This window comes from Bacillota bacterium (genome assembly GCA_036504675.1).
Classification (GTDB): Bacteria; Bacillota; Sulfobacillia; order JAJYWN01; family JAJZPE01; genus DASXUT01.
The window spans coordinates 1-18,592 of the sequence record DASXUT010000083.1; the positions used below are offsets into that span (position 1 = coordinate 1).

Here is an 18,592-nt window from a genome sequence, read left to right on the forward strand (position 1 = left end):
GCACCCTGACCGGCGACTGGTCGGCGTGGTTCGCCGGAATGCAACAGCTCAACGATACGCCGGATGAGACGGTGCTTGTCGGCAGCCTGCCGGACCAGGCAGCGCTGTTCGGGGTCCTGGCCCTGATCCGCAACCTCAACCTGCAACTCATCTCGGTGCGGGTCGAGGCGACGCCGACGGGCTCGTCTGGCGGACAACCGTGAAAGGAGGAGATTCTATGAAGATCATGAGCATCTTGACACTGATCCTGTTGGTCGTCCAGACCGGCTCCGGCCTCTGCCTCAGTGCCGAGCAGACCATCCCTCCCTCGATGGCCAGGTACCACATGATTCAGGGCCTCATTGCCCTCGCGGTCACGGCCTTCACCCTGATCTGGGCCATGCTGAAGGTGTCCCGAAAGGGGAGCCCGCCCACCGGAGCCCGGTGAACCAGAAGGAGACGAAGAGTAGCCATGGCTAGATCACCGATAGCCGCCCATGAGACGGCCTTCCTCGATGCATCCATCCACCGAATGCTCCGTGATGCCCTGAGGATCACCCTGCGCGACCCGGCCGAGGCCCTCTTCATCTGGAGGACCCTGCGCCGGCAGAGGGCGGCCGCGGCCAGACGGCAGCGGAACGCGGCCGCCGGCTTGCCCGTACCGCCGCTGATGATCGCCAGCGTCACCAGGCAATGCAATCTCCACTGCCTGGGCTGCTATGACCGCGCCCAGGGCCACCGGGGCGGGGGCGAGATGAGTCGAGAGCGCCTGGAGAAGGTCATCGCCGAAGCCCGCGATCTGGGGATGGCCATCATCCTCCTGGCCGGCGGGGAGCCCCTCTTGCGGCCAGACATCCTCGACATCACCGCCGCCTTCCCGGAGGTCATCTTCCCGGTCTTCACCAACGGCCTCCTCATCGACGAGGCCATGACTGCCCGCCTGAAGAGGCAGCGGAACGTGATCCCGGTGGTCAGCCTCGAGGGCGACCCGGATGACACCGACCAACGGCGCGGGGAGGGCGTCTTCGAGCGTCTTCGACCGGTCATCTCCGGGCTCGCCGGGCGGGGGGTCTTCTTCGGGGTGTCCCTGACCGTGACGGCCCGCAACCACCAGCTCGTCACCGACGAGGCCTTCATCCGATCCCTGATGGGTCTGGGCGCCCGGCTGTTCTTCTTCGTCGAGTATGTCCCGGTGGCTCCCGGCACCGACGACTGGGTCCTCTCGGACGGGCAGAGGGCGAGCCTCCTGACGGCGGTCGAGGGCTTCCGAGCCCACCTGCCCGGCTTGTTCGTCGCCTTCCCCGGTGACGAGGAGGCCTCCGGCGGCTGCGTGGCGGCCGGCCGGGGCTTCATCCACGTCAGCCCGGAGGGGCGGGTCGAGCCGTGTCCGTTCGCCCCATACTCCGACGCCGACCTCGGAGTCATGACCCTGAGCGAGGCCCTGCGCTCACCGCTCCTGAGGACGATCCGCGAGAGCCGCGACAGGCTTCGGGAGACCAGGGGCGGTTGCGCCCTGTGGCGGGAGAGGGAATGGGTCAGCGGGCTGGAGGCCGGTCGAAACCTCGCGCCCGGGTCGGCGGCCAGATAGTCGATGTCCGCGACGCGGGACGGATCATCTGTCGAAATCTAGTTGAACTGACATGAAGGGAGAATTCACAAATGAACGAGGAACGCCTAGAGATCCTGAGGACGATTGAGAGCGGTAAGATCAGCGCTGAGGAAGGGGCCAAACTGCTTTCGGCGGTCGAGACCGCGCCGGGGTCGGAAAGCTCGGGACGGAAAGCCAAATTCCTGCGGATCAAGGTCTATGACACCCAGAGCGGCAAGTCGCAGGTCAACATCAACCTGCCGATACGGCTGCTTGACTTCGCGGTCAAGTTCATCCCCAAGAACCTCGAGGCCACCAAGGGCATCGACGTTGCCGGGTTGATCGAGGCGGCCAAGGCCGGAGCGGTGGGCAAGATCATCGACGTTACCGACGAAGAAAAGAACCAGCACGTCGAGGTGTGTATCGAATAGCCCCACCGGGCGATGTGATAACACGGCCCAAACGGGCCGACTAGGAGGGGTTACGATGAACAGTCGCAACGGACGTTTGTACTTGGGCCTCATCATCGCGGCCATCGGGCTTCTGGCCCTTGTGGCCAGACTCTTCAACCTTGGTGACCCGATGGGGGCGGCTTTCCTGTGGGCTGTCGCCGCCGGCCTGCTGATCGGATACGAACAGAGGCGGGTCCTCGGCCTCTTGATCGCCGGGGCCCAAGTGGGGGCCATCGGGACTTTCGTCCTGCTACAGTCCTTAGGCGTGGCGTCTCCCGGGCCTGGCTCGGGCTGGCTCTTCTTCACCCTCGTCGCGCTGGCCTTCTTTGTCGTCTTCCTGGCTGAACGCCGCCGGCGCTGGGCCGTTTACGCCGCGCTTGGGACTCTGGCCTTCGCGGCCTTCATCTTCAGCGCGGAGTACCCGCGGGTGGGACCGATCCTCTTCCCGATCCTCCTGGCCCTGTTCGGACTATGGGTGGTCTTTCGGCCCCGGCTCAGTTGACGATAGGCGCGGTAGCCCTGGCTGGGGGGACGGTCTGAAGCAGGTGGACCCTCGTCAGCGCTCAAAACGAGGAGCCGCGGCCAATCGGCCACGGCTCCTTCTTTGACGTGCTCACCCCCCGGCGATCGGCGGGAAGACCCCCACCCGGTCGCCGTCGCGCAGCAGGTAATTTGGGTCGCGTTGGCGGCCGTTGATGAAGGCCTGTTTGACTTCCTCGGCCGGGATCCCGAGAAGGGCGTAGAGCCCGGCGATGGAAGTCCCGTCGGGCGCCTCGGCTTCGGCCCCGTCGGCCGACCCGGCTCCGGCGTGGAATTGCCGGAGCGAAGCGTAGAGATAGACGTGTACTTTGACCACGGCTGCCACCTCACCCGGCCGGCGCCCGCACCGCTTCGCTGGAATCTCTGATCACCGGGTCTGGCGACGGCGCGGCGGACCGTGGCCGTAGTCGGCCAAGGCTTCGCCTACACCCCCGCGATCCTGTCGAGGTCCTCGTCGGTGACGTCGTAGACCTGGTTGTGCGGCGGGCACTTCTCGTAGCGCATGAACTCGGGCGGCCGGTCGTGGGCCGCGGTCATCCCGGCGGCCCGGTTGAACTGCCGCTCCCACTTGACGATCTCGCCGCCGAACTTGGCCACGTCGCCGGCGGCGAAGGAGGTGCCGAGGACGGCGTTGACCGTCTCGACCATGCCCTCGAAGCCGCTGGCGATGTCGAGGATCGGGAAGGCGATGAACAGGCAGTACCCGGACATGTCGATGAAGGCCGTGGTGTCCTGGAAGGCTCCGGAGAGGTCGGCCTTGCCGGCCGGACTCAGCGGATCGGCCTTGCCGCCGACGGCCAGGATCTCCGGGGCGATGGTATAGCCGGCGGTGTGGTCGGCACCCATGGGCGAGGTGATGTAGGTCACCCCGATGCCCTTGACCGCGCGCGGTTCATAGGCCGGCATGCCCTGGCCCTTGACCGTCGGCACCCGGACGACGCCGAAGGCCCGGCCGGTGAAGGCCGCCCCCTGGCCGAGGATGCGGCCCAGGGCCGTGTTCTTACGGATCTCGTCGATCAGCGCGAGGGCCCCGGCGGCGTCGCCGAACTTCTTCAGCCCGGCCTCCATGGCCACCCCGATGGTCACCCCGCACTCGATGGTGTCGATGCCCAGGTCGTTGCAGTGCCAGATCATCTCGGCGATGGCGTCGAGGTCGTCGATCCCGCAGTTGGCGCCCAGGGCCCAGTCGGACTCGTACTCGATGCATGAGACGAGCTCGGTTCCGTCCGGCTTCGGATAGATGTTGGAGCACCTGATGGTGCACCCCGGATGGCAACCCTGCCCCATCATCCCCACGCCGCCGCGCTCCTTGACGATCTCGGCCATCCGCTCGCCGGAGATCTTGGCCGCCCCCTCGAAGCGTCCGCTGGAGAAGTTGCGGGTGGGGAGGCCGCCGGCCTCGTTGAGGGCGTTGATCAGGGCCGCCGTGCCGTAGGTGTTGAGCGTGCCGCCTGGCTTGGTCACGCCGTGGGTCAGGATGGCCTCGACCAGCTTGGCCTGGCCGGCCTTGAAGAGCTCCTGATTCGTGGCGACCACCGGCGACGTCCCGGCCGGATCGACCACGATGAGCTTCAATCCCTTGGCGGCCATGACCGCGCCGAGCCCGCCGCGACCCGAGTAGCGCGACGGCCGCCCGTCGGTGTCGCTGAAGCAGACTCCGGCCATCGCCATCCTGGCCTCCGCGGCCGGACCGCAGGCGATGAAACCGGCGGTCGGATGGCGCTCCTTGAGGCCTCGATAGACTTCATACAGCCCCTTGCCCGTCTGCTCGTCGGCGGGCACGAACTCGGCCCCGTCCTTGGTCACGACGAGGGTCCAGTACTTTCCGGGCTCCTTGGGCTCGCCTTCGATGATGATTGCTTTGAGGCCGAGACGCGCCAGGTACTGAGCCACCGGCGTGCCGGCATTGGCTTCTTTGATCCCCCAGGTGAGCGGGGACTTGCCCCCTACGGAGACGCGAGCCGAAGAGGGGGCGCTGGTCCCGGCGACGGCCCCAGGGGCGATGAACAACTTGGCCTTTGGTCCCAGTGGGTGGGCGGTCGCGGGGACCTCATCACAAACCAGGCGGGAAGTCAGACCGCGCCCGGCGAGCTGGCGGTATTTCTCAGGGACCTCCTCGACGACCGCCTTCAAACCGTTCATGTCGACCCTCAGGAATCTCACTTCTTCACCTCTTTCCCATGATTTTTGTCTCGGCCGCCCAAAAAGCCGCTCCCCCTTCTTGGGGAGCGGCTTTGCTCGTGGTGGCCTTGCCGATGATGGAATTCTCCGAGCGGCCGGCCGAATCCTTCCAAAAAGACAGATTCGCCTGTTAACGGTCAATGCCTTCAAGTGGCGCATCTGGTCGAAAATCGGGCGGTCCGCCCACACATTGCCACGCCGGCATCGGCCGAATCCGGGCAAACCGCGCCAGATGAGGCTTTCGATAGACTTCGACAAGTGCCGTTTCCACAGAGCGAAAAGGTACCTGAATAATTGTCGCCACAGAACAAGGCCGAAGGACCGCCATGAGCTAAGACTTTAGGCGATGTCGAAGGGGGGTCAATATGTCTAACAGAGATTTTGAGTATATGATGCCCACCAGTCAGGCGCAAATGCTTGATGTCATCGGCCAATTCGGCAGGCGCGCCAGAGTCCTGGCCGGCGGTACCGACCTGGTGCCGTCGATGCACAAGGGCAAGTTGGACGCCAATGTTGTGGCCCTCGTGAGCCTTAGGCAGTCGTCCCTGAACTACATTCGCAAGGATACCGAGGGGCTGGTCATCGGCTCGGCCACCACCCACACCGACGTGGCCACGTCCGCTTTGGTCAGGGCCGAAGCGGCCGCCCTGGCCACCGGTTCAGGCGCCGTGGGTTCGCTGCAGATTCGCAACGTCGCCACGATCGGCGGCAACCTCTGCACCGCCGGGCCCAGCGCCGATACCTCGGCCCCTTTGACGGCCCTTGATGCCCGCTTGATCGCGGCATCGAAGCGCGGGACAAGGGTCATTCCGATCACCCAGTGGTACCTCGGCCCGTCCCGCAACTGCCTCGAACCGGACGAGGCCCTGATCGAGATCGTCGTCCCGACGCTTCCGCCCTTCACCGGCACCCATTACCGCAAGTTCAGCCCGCGGAGCTACATGGACTTGGCTTGGGTCGGGGTGGCCGTCGTGGTCACTCTGGACAAGTCCCTGAAGCTCTGCGAGGACGTGCGGATCGGCCTGTCGGCGGTCTCCCCCAGCCCAATGCGGGCGGTCAAGGCCGAAGCCGTCGTCCGCGGCCGGGAGATCACCGACGGACTGCTCGACAAGATGGCCGAGACGGCGTCCGAAGAGTGCAACCCCAATCCGCGTTCACGGCGGGTTCCGGCCTGGTATCGACGGGACATGGTCCGCGTCCTGACCAAGCGGGGATTCAACGAGGCCCGGCGATTGGCCGCGGCCGGAAGGTGAGGGGGGGACAGGCCATGCCACAGATCACACTCAACGTTAACGGGATCAAGCGTACAGTAGCCGTCGAGACGACGGCCACTCTGCTCGACGTCCTCCGCGACGACCTGGGCCTCCACGGCACCAAGAAGCGCTGCGAAGCCGGGGACTGCGGGGCCTGCACGGTCATCCTCGACGGACGGGCCGTCGCCTCCTGCCTGGTCCTGGCGGTCGAGGCCAACGGTCGGTCGGTGACGACCATCGAAGGGGTCCGGGGCAATGCCGGCCTCGACCCGCTACAGCAGGCCTTCATCGACAAGGGAGCGATCCAGTGCGGCTTCTGCACGCCCGGCATGATCATGAGCGCCAGAGCCCTCCTGAACCGTAACCCCCATCCCACTGAAGCCGAAGTCCGCGAGGCCATCGCCGGCAACCTCTGCCGGTGCACCGGCTACGCCAAGATAGTCGAAGCGATTCTGGAGGTGAGCCGGCGTGGCTGACGAGAGCATCCTCGGCACCCGTCTACCCAGGGTTGACGGTCCGGCCAAAGCCAGCGGGGAATTCGTCTTTCCGACCGATGTCACCGTCCCGGGGATGTTGGTCGGCAAGATCCTGCGCAGCCCGCATCCCCATGCCCTGATCAAGGGCATCGACACGACCGCGGCCCGGGCGATCGAAGGAGTCTTCGCCGTCGTCACGGCCAAGGACTTCACGATGCGCGTTTACGGCCAGGACATCGCGGATGAGACCGTCCTGGCCACGGACAAGGTCCGCTTCATCGGCGACGAGGTCGCCGGCGTGGCCGCCATCGACGGGGCCGCCGCCGAGAAGGCCCTGGCCGCCATCCGGGTCGATTACGAGGTCCTCTCGGCCCTCCTCGCCCCGAAGGAAGCCCTGGAGGCCGCAAGGGCGGCCAAACCGGTCGTCGTCCACCAGGCCAAGCCCAACAACATCGCCATGGAGTACCACATCAACCGCGGCGATATCGAGGCCGGCCTGAAGGAATCGGTCCACGTCTCCGACGCGACCTACGAGACCCCCCGCATCCACCAGGCCTACATGGAAAGCAACTGCTGCGTCGCCCACTGGCAACCCGACCGCAAGCTGACCCTTTGGCCGAGCACCCAGTGGCCCTCACGCTCGCGCGAGGACATCGCCGAGGTCCTCGGGCTCGAGGTCAGCCAGGTCCGGGTGATCCAGAACGGGATCGGCGGCGGTTTCGGCGGCAAGTTCTGCCCCAAGAACGCCCTTTTGGCCTCGGTCCTGACGATGGCCTGCGGCCGTCCGGTCAGGCTTGAGAACACCCTGGCCGAAGACTTTGAAGCGGCCCGGCCCTTCGTGGCCACCCAGATCCGGATCAAGACCGGGGTCCGCGCGGACGGGACGATCGCCGCCCGGCAACTCGAGACGGTCGTCGACAACGGACCATACAGCGCCAGCGGCGCCGGCTGCCTCAGCGTCGCCTCGAGCCGCGGCAACAACCTCTACCGGATGCAGAACGTCAAGTCCGACGGGGTCCTGGTCTACACCAACCTGGTCCCCACCGGGGCCTATCGGGGGTACGGCAACCAGGCCCTAGCCTTCGCCGCCGAGTCGGAGATGGACCGGATCGCCAGGGCGATGAATTGGGATCCGGCCGACTTCCGGAAGAACCTCGCCACCCGGACCGGCGACGTCACCGTCGATGGCTGGCGGATCGGCAGCGCGGCCCTGGTCGAGTGCATCGACTGGGCCGTCAAGGCTTCGGACTACCACAACCGCCGCCCGGCCGAGGGCCCCGTCCGCTACGGCAAGGGGATGGCCTGCGGCACCCACGTCTCCGGGAACATCGTCTCTTACAAGCACTGGGACGGCTCCGGGGCGATCATCAAGCTCGACCGCGACGGCAAGGCCCACCTCTTCACCTCGGAACCGGACATCGGGCAGGGTTCGTACACCGCCCTCGTTCAGATTGCGGCCGAGGCCATCGGGGTCAACTGCGCCGACGTGGCCGTCCACGAGAACGACACCGACATCACTCCTTTCGGCGTCGGGGCGACCGGCAGCCACATCACCACCGTCGGCGGCAACGCCGTCAAGAACGCGGGCCAGAACGCCCGCCGCGAGCTCCTCGCCTGGGCCGGTCGGATGGTCAACCTGACCCCCGACAACCTGGATCTCCGGGCCGGTCAGTTCTACCTCAAAGCGCAGCCAGATAAGCCCGTCCTGACCGTGGCCGAAGTGGCCTCGGATTACTACGTCAAGAACTACATCCCGCTCTATGTCACCGGCACCTACCGGACCCCCGGTTACACCGACAAGGCGACCAAGTACGGCAGCCCCTCGCCGGCCTACTCCTTCGCCGGCCACGTGGCTGAAGTGGCGGTCGACATGGAGACCGGGCGGGTCAGGGTCCTCAACTACTGGGCCGCGCACGACGTCGGCAAGGCCATCAACAAGATGGCCCTGGAGGGTCAGATCGAGGGCGGGGTGGCCCAGGGCATCGGCTTCGCTCTGACCGAGGAGATGCACATCGAGGGCGGCAAGGTCCAAAACGGTGACTTCCTCGACTACAAGTGCCCGGTGGCCGGCGACATGCCGAACATCTATTCGCATTTCGTTGAGCCCATCGACCCGCTGGGGCCGTTCGGTGCCAAGGGGATCGGGGAACTCGCCTTCGTGCCGGTGGCGGCCGCCATCGCCAATGCCGTGGCCGACGCCACCGGCGTGCGCTTCACGAGGCTACCGATCACTCCCTTCCGTGTGGTCGAAGGGATCAAGAACCAGAGACTCTGAACCGACCGCGGCCCACCCGGCCGACAAGGTTGTAGCCGAAAGGGGCGGACCTACCATTGCCTGAAGAAGCCAGCCGGCCCGGCGAACCAGTGACCGCGAAGATCCTCGCCATTGCCTGGAGCCCGAGGGCCAAGGGAAGCACCGAAGTCGTGCTGGACGAGGCCATCGCCGGGGCGCTCGAAGTCCCCGGGGTGACCGTCGACCGGCTCAGCATGGCCAAGAAGAAGGTCGGCTCATGCGTCGAGTGCTATCGCTGCCGTGAGCTCGGCACCTGCTATCAGCAGGACGATTTCCAGGACATCGTCGAACGCTGGTTGTCCGCCGACGGCCTGATCTACGCCTTCCCGGTGATGCACTTCGGGATCCCCGGATCGGCCAAGATCGTCCTCGACAAGTTGGCCCACATCATGTTCGCCAAGTTCAACCGGAAGCTGCCTCGCTTCAACAAGCCGGCGGCCGTCCTGGCCCAGGGTTCCAGCCGCTACGGCGGTCAGGAAGTGACCATTCAGAACGTCCACGGCGGCCTTCTGATGATGAACTGCATGCCCATCTCCGGCGACACCCCGGGCAGCTACATCGGCGGCCCTGGCTTCGCTCCGACCTGGGACAAGGGCAGCATCAAGCAGGATGAGCTGAGCCTGACGACGGCCCACAACCTTGGCCACCGACTGGCCGAAGCGACACTGGTGGTCAAGAGCGGCCTTTTGGCCATGGAGTCCAAACTGCCCGAAGGTTACTACTTCACCTGGCGCCAGACCGGCCTGTAAAGCTCCATTGACCGGGCCCGACGACAGGCCGGGAGGGATGCCCGTGACGCGCGTATGCGTGATGGGGGCCGGTAGCGATGCCATGGCGACCGCCGCCCACTTGGCCAACGAAGGACGGCGGGTGACCCTGCTGGCCCGACCCGGTGACCTCTCCCCGGACCTGATCCGGTCAAAGACGCTGACGGTGACCGGGGAGATCACGGCGAGGGTGGCTTTGGAAGACGTCACCGTGAACCCGGCGGAGGCCCTGCCCGGGAGAGAGATCCTCATCCTGGCGGCTCCGGCGGCGACTCACGAGGCCTATGCCAGACTGATGGAGCCGCTGGTCGAGGACGGTCAACTGATTCTCGTCAACACCGGCTCGACCGGGGCCGCCCTGCACCTCTTCAAACTGCTGGAAATCACCAGTTGCTCGGTTCCGATAAGCATCGGGGAGACCGGATCCCGCTGCTATGTGGCCAGGCAGGACGGCCCGGCTGAAGTTCACCTGCAGCTCATGCCCCAGGCCGCCACTTTCGCCGCCATGCCGGCGGCCGAGACGCCAAGAGCCCTCGAACTGGCCCGCCGGGTCTATCCCGGCTCGGTCCGGGCCGAGAGCGCCCTGGAGACCTCGCTCTCCAACCTCAGGGCCATCGCCAGCCCGCCCGGGCTGCTCCTCAACGCCGGGTGGATCGAGCGGACGGGGGGGCCAGATTCCCTCTTCCCGGAGGGGACAACCCCGGCCGTCACCGATGTCATCCTGGCCGCCGACGAGGAACGGATGCAACTCCTTAGGACCCTTGGCCTGGGTGCGGTGGGGTTCCTCGATCAGGTCATGACCACGAGCCAGGGCGGCGGCAGCGATGGCCAGGAGCGATCTTCCTTCTACGAAGCCTTCAGAGAGTCCGAACCCCTCTGGTCGATCGCCGATCGCCGGGGTTCGGGAGACGACAGCCTGACCGAGGACATCGGCTACGGCCTTGTCCCGATGTCCGAAGTCGGACGCCTCCTGGGCGTCCACACCCCGGTCATCGATTCCCTGATCACCCTCGGCAGCATCGTCGCCGGCAAGCACTACCGCACGGCCGGCTTGACCGCCGAAAAGATGGGCTTGCCTCGTAACGTGTGGCAACTCGGCCCCTACGTGAAATCCGGTCGCCGCCGGTCTCCAGTCTGAACCGGCGGTGGCCATGCCCCGAGCATTCAAGGCTTTGGCCCGGCCGTCCGGGCGAAGGGGGTGAGACCGCGGGGCGAGTGTCTTGACGCGCTGGCGTGGTCCGTTCCTGAAAGCTTGAGTTCGCGTCCCGGCCCCAGTGCTTCCAAATATCTCAGGGGGTGAACCGATGTTCGGATCCAAGCTCGTTCGCCGCTCCAAGATGCTCCTCGTGGTCATGGCCATCGCCCTGATCGTGACCTCGCTCGCCGGATGCTCGGGGAAGAAGCAGCCGACCGACGAAGCCATCAAGATCGGGATGATCGCTCCGATGACCGGTCCCCAGCAGTTTGAAGGGCAGACCGAAGTCAACGCCGTCAAGATGGCCGTTGACGAGGTCAACAAGGCCGGCGGGATCCTCGGGGGCCGGATGATCACCCTCATCTCCGAAGACGACATGGCCAAGCCGGCCGACGGCGTCAGCGCGATCGAGAAGCTGATCACCAAGGACAAGGTCGTCGCCATCCAGGGCGCCCAGTGGAGCTCGGTGTCCAAGGCGATCATGCCCGTCCTCGAGAAGTACGGCGTCCCGGCGGTCACCGCCATCTCCACCGCCCCTGACATCACCGAAGGCACCCTTCCCGGCAAGGACTGGATTTTCCGGGTCATCCCCCACGACGGGTTGGTGGCCGGTTCCTTCGCCAACTTCCTGAAGAATACGCTCAAGGCCAGCAAGGTCGACGTCCTGGCGGTCAACGACGATTGGGGACGTCAGAGCACCGCGGCGATCAAGACCGAGTTCGAGAAGCTCGGCGGGACCCTCCCGGTCATCGAGTATTACACTGGCGGCGAGACCAACTTCCTCCCCCAGTTGACCAAGATCAAGAATGACAAGCCCGATGCCCTCTTCCTGGTGGCCCAGAGCCAGGACGGTTCGATGATCGTCAAGCAGCTCAAGGAACTCGGCTGGAAGGTCCCCGTGGCCGGCCTCGGCGCCTTCGCTTCGGACACCTTCATCAGCCTCGCCAAGGACGCCGCTGAAGGCGTCTACTCCCTGGCCCAGTACGCCGACGGTGTCGACACGGCCGGCAACAAGGCCTTCGTCGATGCCTGGAAGGCTCGCTATCCGAAGTCGCTCCTGCCCGACAAGTACGCTTGGGGTCCCTACACCGCGACCAAGGTCATCATCAAGGCCATCGAGAAGGCCGGGTCGACCGATCCCAAGAAGATCCAGGAAGCCCTGAAGACCGTCACCTACGACGGCATCACCGGACAGATCGCCTTTGACCAGAAGCACCAGGCTCATCCGGACGTCTACATCACCCAGGTCAAGAACGGCAAGGCCGTGGTCGTCAACGCGGTTCCCACGAAGTAGCGTTCCAAACCGGGAGGGGGGTGCCTCCCGCGCGGGGGCACCCTCCTTCCAGGTCGGGGAGTGATCGTCCATGGGTCAGCTAGCTCAACAGCTCCTTAACGGCGTGGTCATCGGGGGGATTTACGCCCTCAGCGCCTTGGGCCTGACCATGATCTACGGGATGATGAACATTGTCAACGTCGCTCATGGCGAGCTCTACATGCTCGGCGCCCTCTTCGCCTACTACCTCACCAGCACGCTTGGACTACCCTACCTCCCCGCGGTCCTGGTCGCGCTCATCCTCGTGGGGGTGATCGGCGGGGCCATCGAGCGGAGCAGCCTCCGGCGGATCAGGGGCCAGACGATGGTCGTCACCACCCTGGTCACCCTGGGGTGGTCACTGATCTTGCAGAACGTGTCATTGATCATCACCGGCGGGGTTCCCCGGTACATCGCCTCGCCGTTCAGCGAAACCCCCCTGGCTTTCGCCGGGATGCAAATCGCCCAGGCCAGGCTGTTCGCCGCCCTGGCCGCCGGGGTGGTCATCATCGCCACCCACCTGTTCCTGCAGAAAACCGTCCTGGGCAACGCCATGCGGGCCTCCTTCCAGGACAAGGACGCGGCTTCACTGGTCGGGATCAACGTCAGCCTGATCTACATGCTGACCTTCGCCCTCGGGGCGGCTTTGGCCGCGCTCAGCGGCGGGCTCCTCGGGACCATCTCCTACGTCGACCCGTCGATGGGGGCCAAGGGCTTGATGAAGTCCTTCGTCGTCGTCACCATCGGTGGGATGGGCAGCTTCATCGGGGCCATCTTCGGCGGGCTGATCCTGGGCATCGTCGAGGTGCTTGCGGCGGCCTACATCTCCTCCGCCTACAAGGACGTCATCGGCTTCGTCATGGTCGTCGTCGTCCTCCTGTTCCTGCCGTCCGGACTCTTCGGCAAGAGGGAGAGGTACGCATGAAGAAGCCAACCGCCAACTACCTCCTGGCCCTGGCCGGACTGGCCGCGGTCATCCTCGCCCCGAAGATCCTCGACAGCTATACCACTCACATCCTGATGCTGTCGATGCTCAATATCGCCCTCGGGTTGAGTCTCAACTTCACCCTGGGCTACGTCGGCCAGCCGAACTTCGGTCAGGCCGCCCTCTTCGGCGTTGGGGCCTATGCGTCGGCCATCCTGGTGTCCAAGTTCGGGGTTCCCTTCTACGTGTCGATCACAGCGGCGGCCCTGATCACCTTGATCGCCGGGTACGTCTTGGGATACATCTCCTTGCAGCTTCGCGGGGCCTATTTCTGCATGGTCACGATCGCCATCGGCCAGGCCCTGATGCTCATCTCCCAGAACCTCCTGAACCTGACCGGCGGCCCGATGGGTCTGGCCGGGATCGGCCGGCCGGTGCTCTTCGGCGCCGGTTCGGGGGGCTACAGTCTGTGGGTGATCACCGCTGTCGCCCTGGCCCTGATGCTCCTCCTGACCCGGGTGCTCGAGAAGTCGGTCATGGGTCGGGCCTGGGTGGCCATCCGGGAGAGTGAGACCCTGGCCCGCTCGACCGGCATCAACACCTTTAATTTCGCCCTCGTCGCCTACGTGGCCGGGGCCCTCTTCGCCGGCGTCGGCGGCTCCCTCTACGCCCACTATGTCGGCTTCGTCGACCCGAGCATCTTTGCCTTCGCCTGGTCCTCGATGACCGTCGTGGCGGTCGTCATCGGCGGCCGCGGCACCCTCTGGGGGCCGGTCATTGGTGGCGTCCTCGTCACCCTGCTCCCCGAATACTTGCGCGTCGCCGCCATGTGGCGGCTCCCCATGTTCGGCCTGGTCTTGATCCTGATCATCATCTTCATGCCCGACGGGCTGGTCTCTCTGGGCCGTCTGGCCAAGCGGGTGAGGATCGGGCGCAGGCCACCAGTGGCCCTGTCGGCCGGAGGGGGTCGTAAGTCTTGAGCCTCTTGGAGGTACAGAACTGCACGATGAGATTCGGGGGTCTGGTCGCGGTCAGAGAGGCCACCCTCGATGTCAAGGAAGGCGAAATCGTCGGCCTGGTCGGTCCCAACGGGGCCGGCAAGACGACCCTCTTCAACGTCATCTCCGGTTACCTCAAGCCGACCTCCGGGGACATCGTCTTCGACGGCCGAAAGGTGACGGCCCTGGCGGCTCACGAGCGCTCGCGGATCGGCATGGTCCGGACGTTCCAGCAGAACGAGCTGTACGGGAAGTGTTCGGCCATCGAGAACATCCTCATGGGCCACCACCTGGCCTGCGGCGGCTGGAACTGCAACAAGGCCCTGCTGACCAGCGCCTTTGGGACCGCCGGCCGGAGGGCGCTCGAGCGGGAAGCCCACGAGCGGGCGGAGGAGATGCTCTCCTTCGTCGGCCTGAGCCACCGGGCCACGGTCGAGGCCAGGAGCATGCCCCACGGGGAACAGCGGATGCTCGGTATCGGCATCGCCCTCTCGGCTTCGCCGAGGCTGATCATGCTCGACGAGCCCGTCGGCGGGATGACCGCCACCGAGGCCAACAAGGTCATCGATCTGATCCATCAGGTCCGCTCGCGCGGGGTGAGCGTCCTCCTGATCGAACACAACATGAACGTGGTCATGGGGATCTCCGACCGGGTCTTCGTCCTCGATCACGGGGAGAAGATCGCCGCCGGTCTGCCCGCGGAAGTCCAAGCCAACCAGCGGGTCATTGAGGCCTATCTGGGGAAGTGGTGATCAGTCATGCTCGAACTGACCAACCTTGATGTTTTCTACGGCGGGATCCACGCCCTCCGGGGCGTCAACCTGAACGTCCAGGACGGGGAGTTCGTCGCCTTGATCGGCGCCAACGGCGCCGGCAAGACCACTCTCCTGCGGACTGTCTCGGGTCTGAAGCGGCCGTCCGGCGGCTCCCTCAAGTTCAACGGGCAGGAGCTCTCGGCGATGCCCCCCGAGCGGGTCGTGACCCTCGGCCTTTCCCACTGCCCGGAAGGCCGCCACGTCTGGAAGCACATGACCGTCCGCGAGAACCTGATGCTCGGAGCCTACGCCCGGCGAGGGTCGCGGGAGGTGGGGAAGGACCTTCAGCGGGTCTACACCATCTTCCCGAAGCTCAATGAGCGGCAGCGCCAGGCGGCCGGGACCCTGAGCGGCGGCGAACAGCAGATGCTGGCCGTCGGGCGGGCCCTGATGGGTGCCCCCAAGCTGCTCCTCCTGGATGAGCCGTCCCTGGGGCTGGCCCCGGTGGTCGTCCAGGAACTGGCCCGGGTCTTCAACCGGATCAACGGTGAAGGTACGACCATCCTCCTGGTTGAGCAGAACGCCAGCATGGCCTTGCGCCTGGCGGCCAGGACCTACGTCCTGGAGACCGGCGCAATAGTAAAAGAGGGGTCGAGCGAGAAACTGCTCGATGACCCCTCGATCAGAGACGCCTATCTCGGCGGCAAGAGTTTCAAGGCCGGGGCTCCGGCCTGATCGCCGGCCCCGCTCCACGGTCCGGTCCGGCCTGAGCCGATCCTCGGCTCAGGTCCGGGCCGGACTGGCGAATCTGAGGGCCTGGGCGATCTCGGCGGCCGACTTGGTGATCACTGGGACCAGGGCGCGGACCCGCTCCACGGACATCCGGGTGATCGGACCGGAGACGCTGATGGCGCAGAAGATCTTCCCGTCGGGGCCGATGATCGGCGCCCCCAGGCAGCGGGCCCCTGGCTCATATTCCTCGGTGTCGACGGCGTAACCCTGCTCCCGGCAACTGCGGATGTCGGCCAGCAGGGGGTCGACCGCGGTGATGGTGTTCGGCGTGTAGCGCTTCAGGCCCCCGGCCGCCATCTGCCTGATCTCTTCGTCCTTGACCCCCATGAGGATGGCCTTGCCGACGGCCGTGCCGTGGAGGGGCACCCCCCGGCCCACTTCGGAGAAGGTCCGCAGGAAGTGGGTCCCGGTGACCTGCTCGATGTAGGCGGCTTCGGCCCCGTCCTTGATCGCCAGGTTGGCCGTCTCGCCGGTCCGCTCCATTAGGGTCTGAAGGAACGGCCTGGTAACCTGACGAAGCATCGAGACGTAGGTGACCGAGTTGCCGATCTGGAAGACTCTAATCCCCAGGGAGTACCGCCCGTCGGTGTTCTGAGTGACGAACCCATGGGCGTCCATCGTGTGGAGGAGCCGGTGGGTGGTGGTCGGGTCAAGGTCCACCAACCGGGAGATAGCGACAAGGCCCATGGGGCTTTCCTCACGGGCCATGACCTCGAGGATGGCAAGGGCGCGGCTGACCGAGCGCACCCGCGGGCTATCTGATGCTTTCATTGATGGTTTCACCCCATGTCATTGTAGCCATTGGGAGCCGATTTGACAACAGTTCACAGCGGGAGGCCTGATCGATGGTACAGGTTGGCAAGGATGTCCTGAAGAAAGTGGCGTCCTCGTTGGCCGGCGAAGGGCTGGCCGGGGTCGTCGCCATGTCCCCGGAGAACGCGCCGTATGTGTCCGGGTTCGCGGTCCCTTCGCAGAAGATCATCCGCGGCCGTCTGGTCATGTGCGTGATCAGCGCCAACGGTGATTCCTGCCAAGTGGTCGCCGACATGGAGGAGAGCTACACCAAGGCCTACACGTCCCTGGCCAGGGTCCGAGCCTACAACGAGTTTACCGAGACGCCGATGAAGGCCCTGACCGACGTCCTCACCCAGATGGGTCTGGCCAGGCGGAAGGTGGCCATCGACGTCGACTACATCCCGGCCAACGCCTGGGAGGAGTTGCGCCGGCTGATGCCGGACACCCAGTTCGTCGACTCGGCTCCGTTCTTCACCAAGATGCACGCGATCAAGACCCCGGGGGAGATCGACAACCTGAGGACCCTCGCCCACGCCGTCGACGGCGCCCACAAGGCCGTGGCCGCTAAGGCCAAGCCGGGGATGACCGAGATGGACGTGGCGATGATCATCTACGAGCACCTCTTCAAGCACGGTGCGGATGATATCGCCCAGCTCTGCGTGGGCTCGGGTGAGCGCAGCCTACACGCCAACCCATACGCCACCGAGCGCCGTCTGACCGACGGGGACGTCATGCGGATCGACATCTACGCCAAGCGCAACTGCTACCTGTCCGATTGCGCCCGGACCTACGTCGTCGGCGAGCCGACCGCGGCCGAGAAGGACCTCTGGCAGAAGATGCTCGAGACCCGGCGGATGTGCCTGGAGATGGTCAAGCCGGGCGCCCATACGGCCGAGATCTACAAGGTCTTCCACGACAAGTTCACCGCTTGGGGCCTGAAGCCGATCAACTTCGTCGGCCACGGCCTGGGCCTGTCCCTCCACGAGGACCCCTACGTCGGCCGCTACGGCGACTGGGTTCTCCAGGAAGGGATGGTCCTGTGCATCGAGCCTTACGTGGTCTTCCCCGAGCGTAACGCCGGTTTCCAGGTCGAAGACGAGGTCCTCGTGACGGCCAACGGTTACGAGCTCCTGACCGGCTTCGACGGCGACCCCGTCCTGGCCGCGCTGCGCTAGACGAAGCCCGCCTTAGGGAACCACGAAGGAAGACTTCCGCCTTTTTCGAACATTTAACGGAGGTGCGTCCATTGAAGAAGGTCGAGACCGTAACCATCGTCGGTGGAGGCAACGGTGCCTTTATCGCCGCCGCCGACCTGGCCGTCAATAAGGGCCTTAAGGTCAACCTGTTCGAGGCTCCCGAGTTGGCCAAGAGCATCGAAGGCGTGATGCAGACCAAGACCATCACCCTGACCACCAAGCAGAACCCCGGCATCGGCGAAGGCGTGGCCAGGCTCAACAAGGTCACCAGCGATCCGGAAGCAGCGGTCAAGGGCGCCGACGTGGTCTTCGTCGTCATCCCGGCCTTCGGCCAGCGCCGGATGGCCGAGCTCCTCGGCGACTACCTGACCAAGGACCAGGTCGTCGTCCTCGAACCCGGCAACTTCGGCGGTTCCCTCGAGTTCGCCCAGGTCATGTTGGCCAAGGGCAAGACCGAGCTGCCCATCCTGGTCGAGTTCCAGTGCATGAGCTACACCGGTTGGAAGGACAGCCCGACCACCGTCTGGACCAGCGGCTTCAAGAAGGGCAACTGGGCGGCCGCCTTCCCGGCCAACCGCAACAAGGAAGCCATGGCCATCCTGCACCAGATCTACCCCGACCTGATCGAGGCCCAGAACGTCTTCGAGACCGGCATGTCCAACGTCAACACCGTCTTCCACGCCCCGATGATGCTCTGCAACGTCGGTTGGCTGGAGCACACGGGCGGCGACTTCATGCTCTACTGGGACGGCGATTCCAAGTCGGTCGGCCACATCGTCCAGGCCGTCGACGACGAGAGGATGTCCGTCGGCAGGGCCGCCGGGATGAACCTCGAACCCTGCCTGGACATCATCAACCGCTGGTACGGCTACATGGGCTGCAAGGGCAAGACCCTCTGGGAAGCGATGACCACCAACCCGGCCTACGCCCTCGACAAGTGCCCGTCCACGGTCAACCACCGCTTCTTCACCGAGGACATCCCCTACGGCATGATCCCCCTCCGCGACCTGGGCAAGCTGGCCGGCGTCCCGACCCCGAACACCGCGGCCGTCGCCACCCTCGTCTCGACCCTCCTCCAGCGCGATCTGGAGAAGG

General features: G+C 65.5%; 20 protein-coding genes. 17 read left to right on the forward strand and 3 right to left on the reverse strand.

Annotated features, from left to right (window positions below; all coding sequences use genetic code 11):
- The 5 genes from VGL40_06465 to VGL40_06485 all read left to right on the forward strand — a co-directional run.
- Window positions 1-203: hypothetical protein (locus VGL40_06465; protein ID HEY3314907.1), on the forward strand; the 203-nt coding region annotated here is incomplete at its 5' end.
- A gap of 14 nt (window positions 204-217) precedes the next feature.
- A complete protein-coding gene (locus VGL40_06470) occupies window positions 218-427 on the forward strand; it encodes a hypothetical protein (GenBank protein HEY3314908.1) in 210 nt (69 codons plus the stop codon).
- Between the two features lie 24 nt (window positions 428-451).
- Window positions 452-1,567, forward strand: a complete 1,116-nt coding sequence (locus VGL40_06475; GenBank protein HEY3314909.1) for a radical SAM protein — start codon at window positions 452-454, stop codon at window positions 1,565-1,567.
- A 71-nt stretch (window positions 1,568-1,638) separates the two neighbouring features.
- Entirely contained in the window at window positions 1,639-1,998 is a 360-nt protein-coding gene (locus VGL40_06480) for a hypothetical protein (protein ID HEY3314910.1), read from the forward strand.
- 55 nt (window positions 1,999-2,053) lie between these two features.
- Window positions 2,054-2,521 (forward strand): hypothetical protein, encoded by a 468-nt coding sequence (locus VGL40_06485; GenBank protein ID HEY3314911.1) that lies wholly within the window; start codon window positions 2,054-2,056, stop codon window positions 2,519-2,521.
- A gap of 111 nt (window positions 2,522-2,632) precedes the next feature.
- Here VGL40_06485 and VGL40_06490 read toward each other — a convergent pair whose 3' ends face one another.
- Complete coding sequence (locus VGL40_06490; protein ID HEY3314912.1) at window positions 2,633-2,875, reverse strand: MoaD/ThiS family protein; 243 nt, start codon at window positions 2,873-2,875, stop codon at window positions 2,633-2,635.
- A 107-nt stretch (window positions 2,876-2,982) separates the two neighbouring features.
- Entirely contained in the window at window positions 2,983-4,722 is a 1,740-nt protein-coding gene (locus VGL40_06495; GenBank protein HEY3314913.1) for an aldehyde ferredoxin oxidoreductase C-terminal domain-containing protein, read from the reverse strand.
- 383 nt (window positions 4,723-5,105) lie between these two features.
- Here VGL40_06495 and VGL40_06500 point away from each other — a divergent pair, with 383 nt between their 5' ends.
- The 10 genes from VGL40_06500 to VGL40_06545 all read left to right on the forward strand — a co-directional run bounded on the left by VGL40_06500 (window position 5,106) and on the right by VGL40_06545 (window position 15,449).
- Entirely contained in the window at window positions 5,106-5,993 is an 888-nt protein-coding gene (locus tag VGL40_06500; GenBank protein HEY3314914.1) for a xanthine dehydrogenase family protein subunit M, read from the forward strand.
- Window positions 5,994-6,007: 14 nt separating this feature from the next.
- Window positions 6,008-6,469, forward strand: coding sequence for a (2Fe-2S)-binding protein (locus VGL40_06505; GenBank protein HEY3314915.1), 462 nt, complete (start codon window positions 6,008-6,010; stop codon window positions 6,467-6,469).
- The gene (locus VGL40_06510) at window positions 6,462-8,744 is read left to right on the forward strand and encodes a xanthine dehydrogenase family protein molybdopterin-binding subunit (GenBank protein HEY3314916.1); all 2,283 of its coding nucleotides are present in this window, start codon (window positions 6,462-6,464) and stop codon (window positions 8,742-8,744) included. Before VGL40_06505 ends, VGL40_06510 begins: the two co-directional genes overlap by 8 nt.
- A 56-nt stretch (window positions 8,745-8,800) precedes the next feature.
- Window positions 8,801-9,511, forward strand: a complete 711-nt coding sequence (locus VGL40_06515; protein HEY3314917.1) for a flavodoxin family protein — start codon at window positions 8,801-8,803, stop codon at window positions 9,509-9,511.
- Window positions 9,512-9,554: 43 nt separating this feature from the next.
- Window positions 9,555-10,667: an NAD/NADP octopine/nopaline dehydrogenase family protein gene (locus tag VGL40_06520; GenBank protein HEY3314918.1), complete on the forward strand. Its 1,113-nt coding sequence runs from the start codon at window positions 9,555-9,557 to the stop codon at window positions 10,665-10,667.
- A gap of 166 nt (window positions 10,668-10,833) precedes the next feature.
- Window positions 10,834-12,018, forward strand: a complete 1,185-nt coding sequence (locus tag VGL40_06525; protein HEY3314919.1) for an ABC transporter substrate-binding protein — start codon at window positions 10,834-10,836, stop codon at window positions 12,016-12,018.
- A gap of 70 nt (window positions 12,019-12,088) precedes the next feature.
- Window positions 12,089-12,961: a branched-chain amino acid ABC transporter permease gene (locus VGL40_06530; protein ID HEY3314920.1), complete on the forward strand. Its 873-nt coding sequence runs from the start codon at window positions 12,089-12,091 to the stop codon at window positions 12,959-12,961.
- Window positions 12,958-13,941 (forward strand): branched-chain amino acid ABC transporter permease, encoded by a 984-nt coding sequence (locus VGL40_06535; protein ID HEY3314921.1) that lies wholly within the window; start codon window positions 12,958-12,960, stop codon window positions 13,939-13,941. Before VGL40_06530 ends, VGL40_06535 begins: the two co-directional genes overlap by 4 nt.
- Window positions 13,938-14,711: an ABC transporter ATP-binding protein gene (locus tag VGL40_06540; protein ID HEY3314922.1), complete on the forward strand. Its 774-nt coding sequence runs from the start codon at window positions 13,938-13,940 to the stop codon at window positions 14,709-14,711. The genes VGL40_06535 and VGL40_06540 overlap by 4 nt, the downstream gene beginning before the upstream one ends.
- Before the next feature lie 6 nt (window positions 14,712-14,717).
- Complete coding sequence (locus tag VGL40_06545) at window positions 14,718-15,449, forward strand: ABC transporter ATP-binding protein (protein HEY3314923.1); 732 nt, start codon at window positions 14,718-14,720, stop codon at window positions 15,447-15,449.
- 48 nt (window positions 15,450-15,497) lie between these two features.
- Here VGL40_06545 and VGL40_06550 read toward each other — a convergent pair whose 3' ends face one another.
- Complete coding sequence (locus VGL40_06550; protein ID HEY3314924.1) at window positions 15,498-16,277, reverse strand: IclR family transcriptional regulator; 780 nt, start codon at window positions 16,275-16,277, stop codon at window positions 15,498-15,500.
- 74 nt (window positions 16,278-16,351) lie between these two features.
- Between VGL40_06550 and VGL40_06555 the strand changes: the two genes are divergently transcribed.
- Together VGL40_06555 and VGL40_06560 are read left to right on the forward strand one after the other, a co-directional pair.
- Window positions 16,352-17,476: a Xaa-Pro peptidase family protein gene (locus VGL40_06555; protein ID HEY3314925.1), complete on the forward strand. Its 1,125-nt coding sequence runs from the start codon at window positions 16,352-16,354 to the stop codon at window positions 17,474-17,476.
- A gap of 71 nt (window positions 17,477-17,547) precedes the next feature.
- A partial coding sequence (locus tag VGL40_06560; GenBank protein ID HEY3314926.1) for an NAD/NADP octopine/nopaline dehydrogenase family protein occupies window positions 17,548-18,592 on the forward strand: 1,045 nt, incomplete at its 3' end.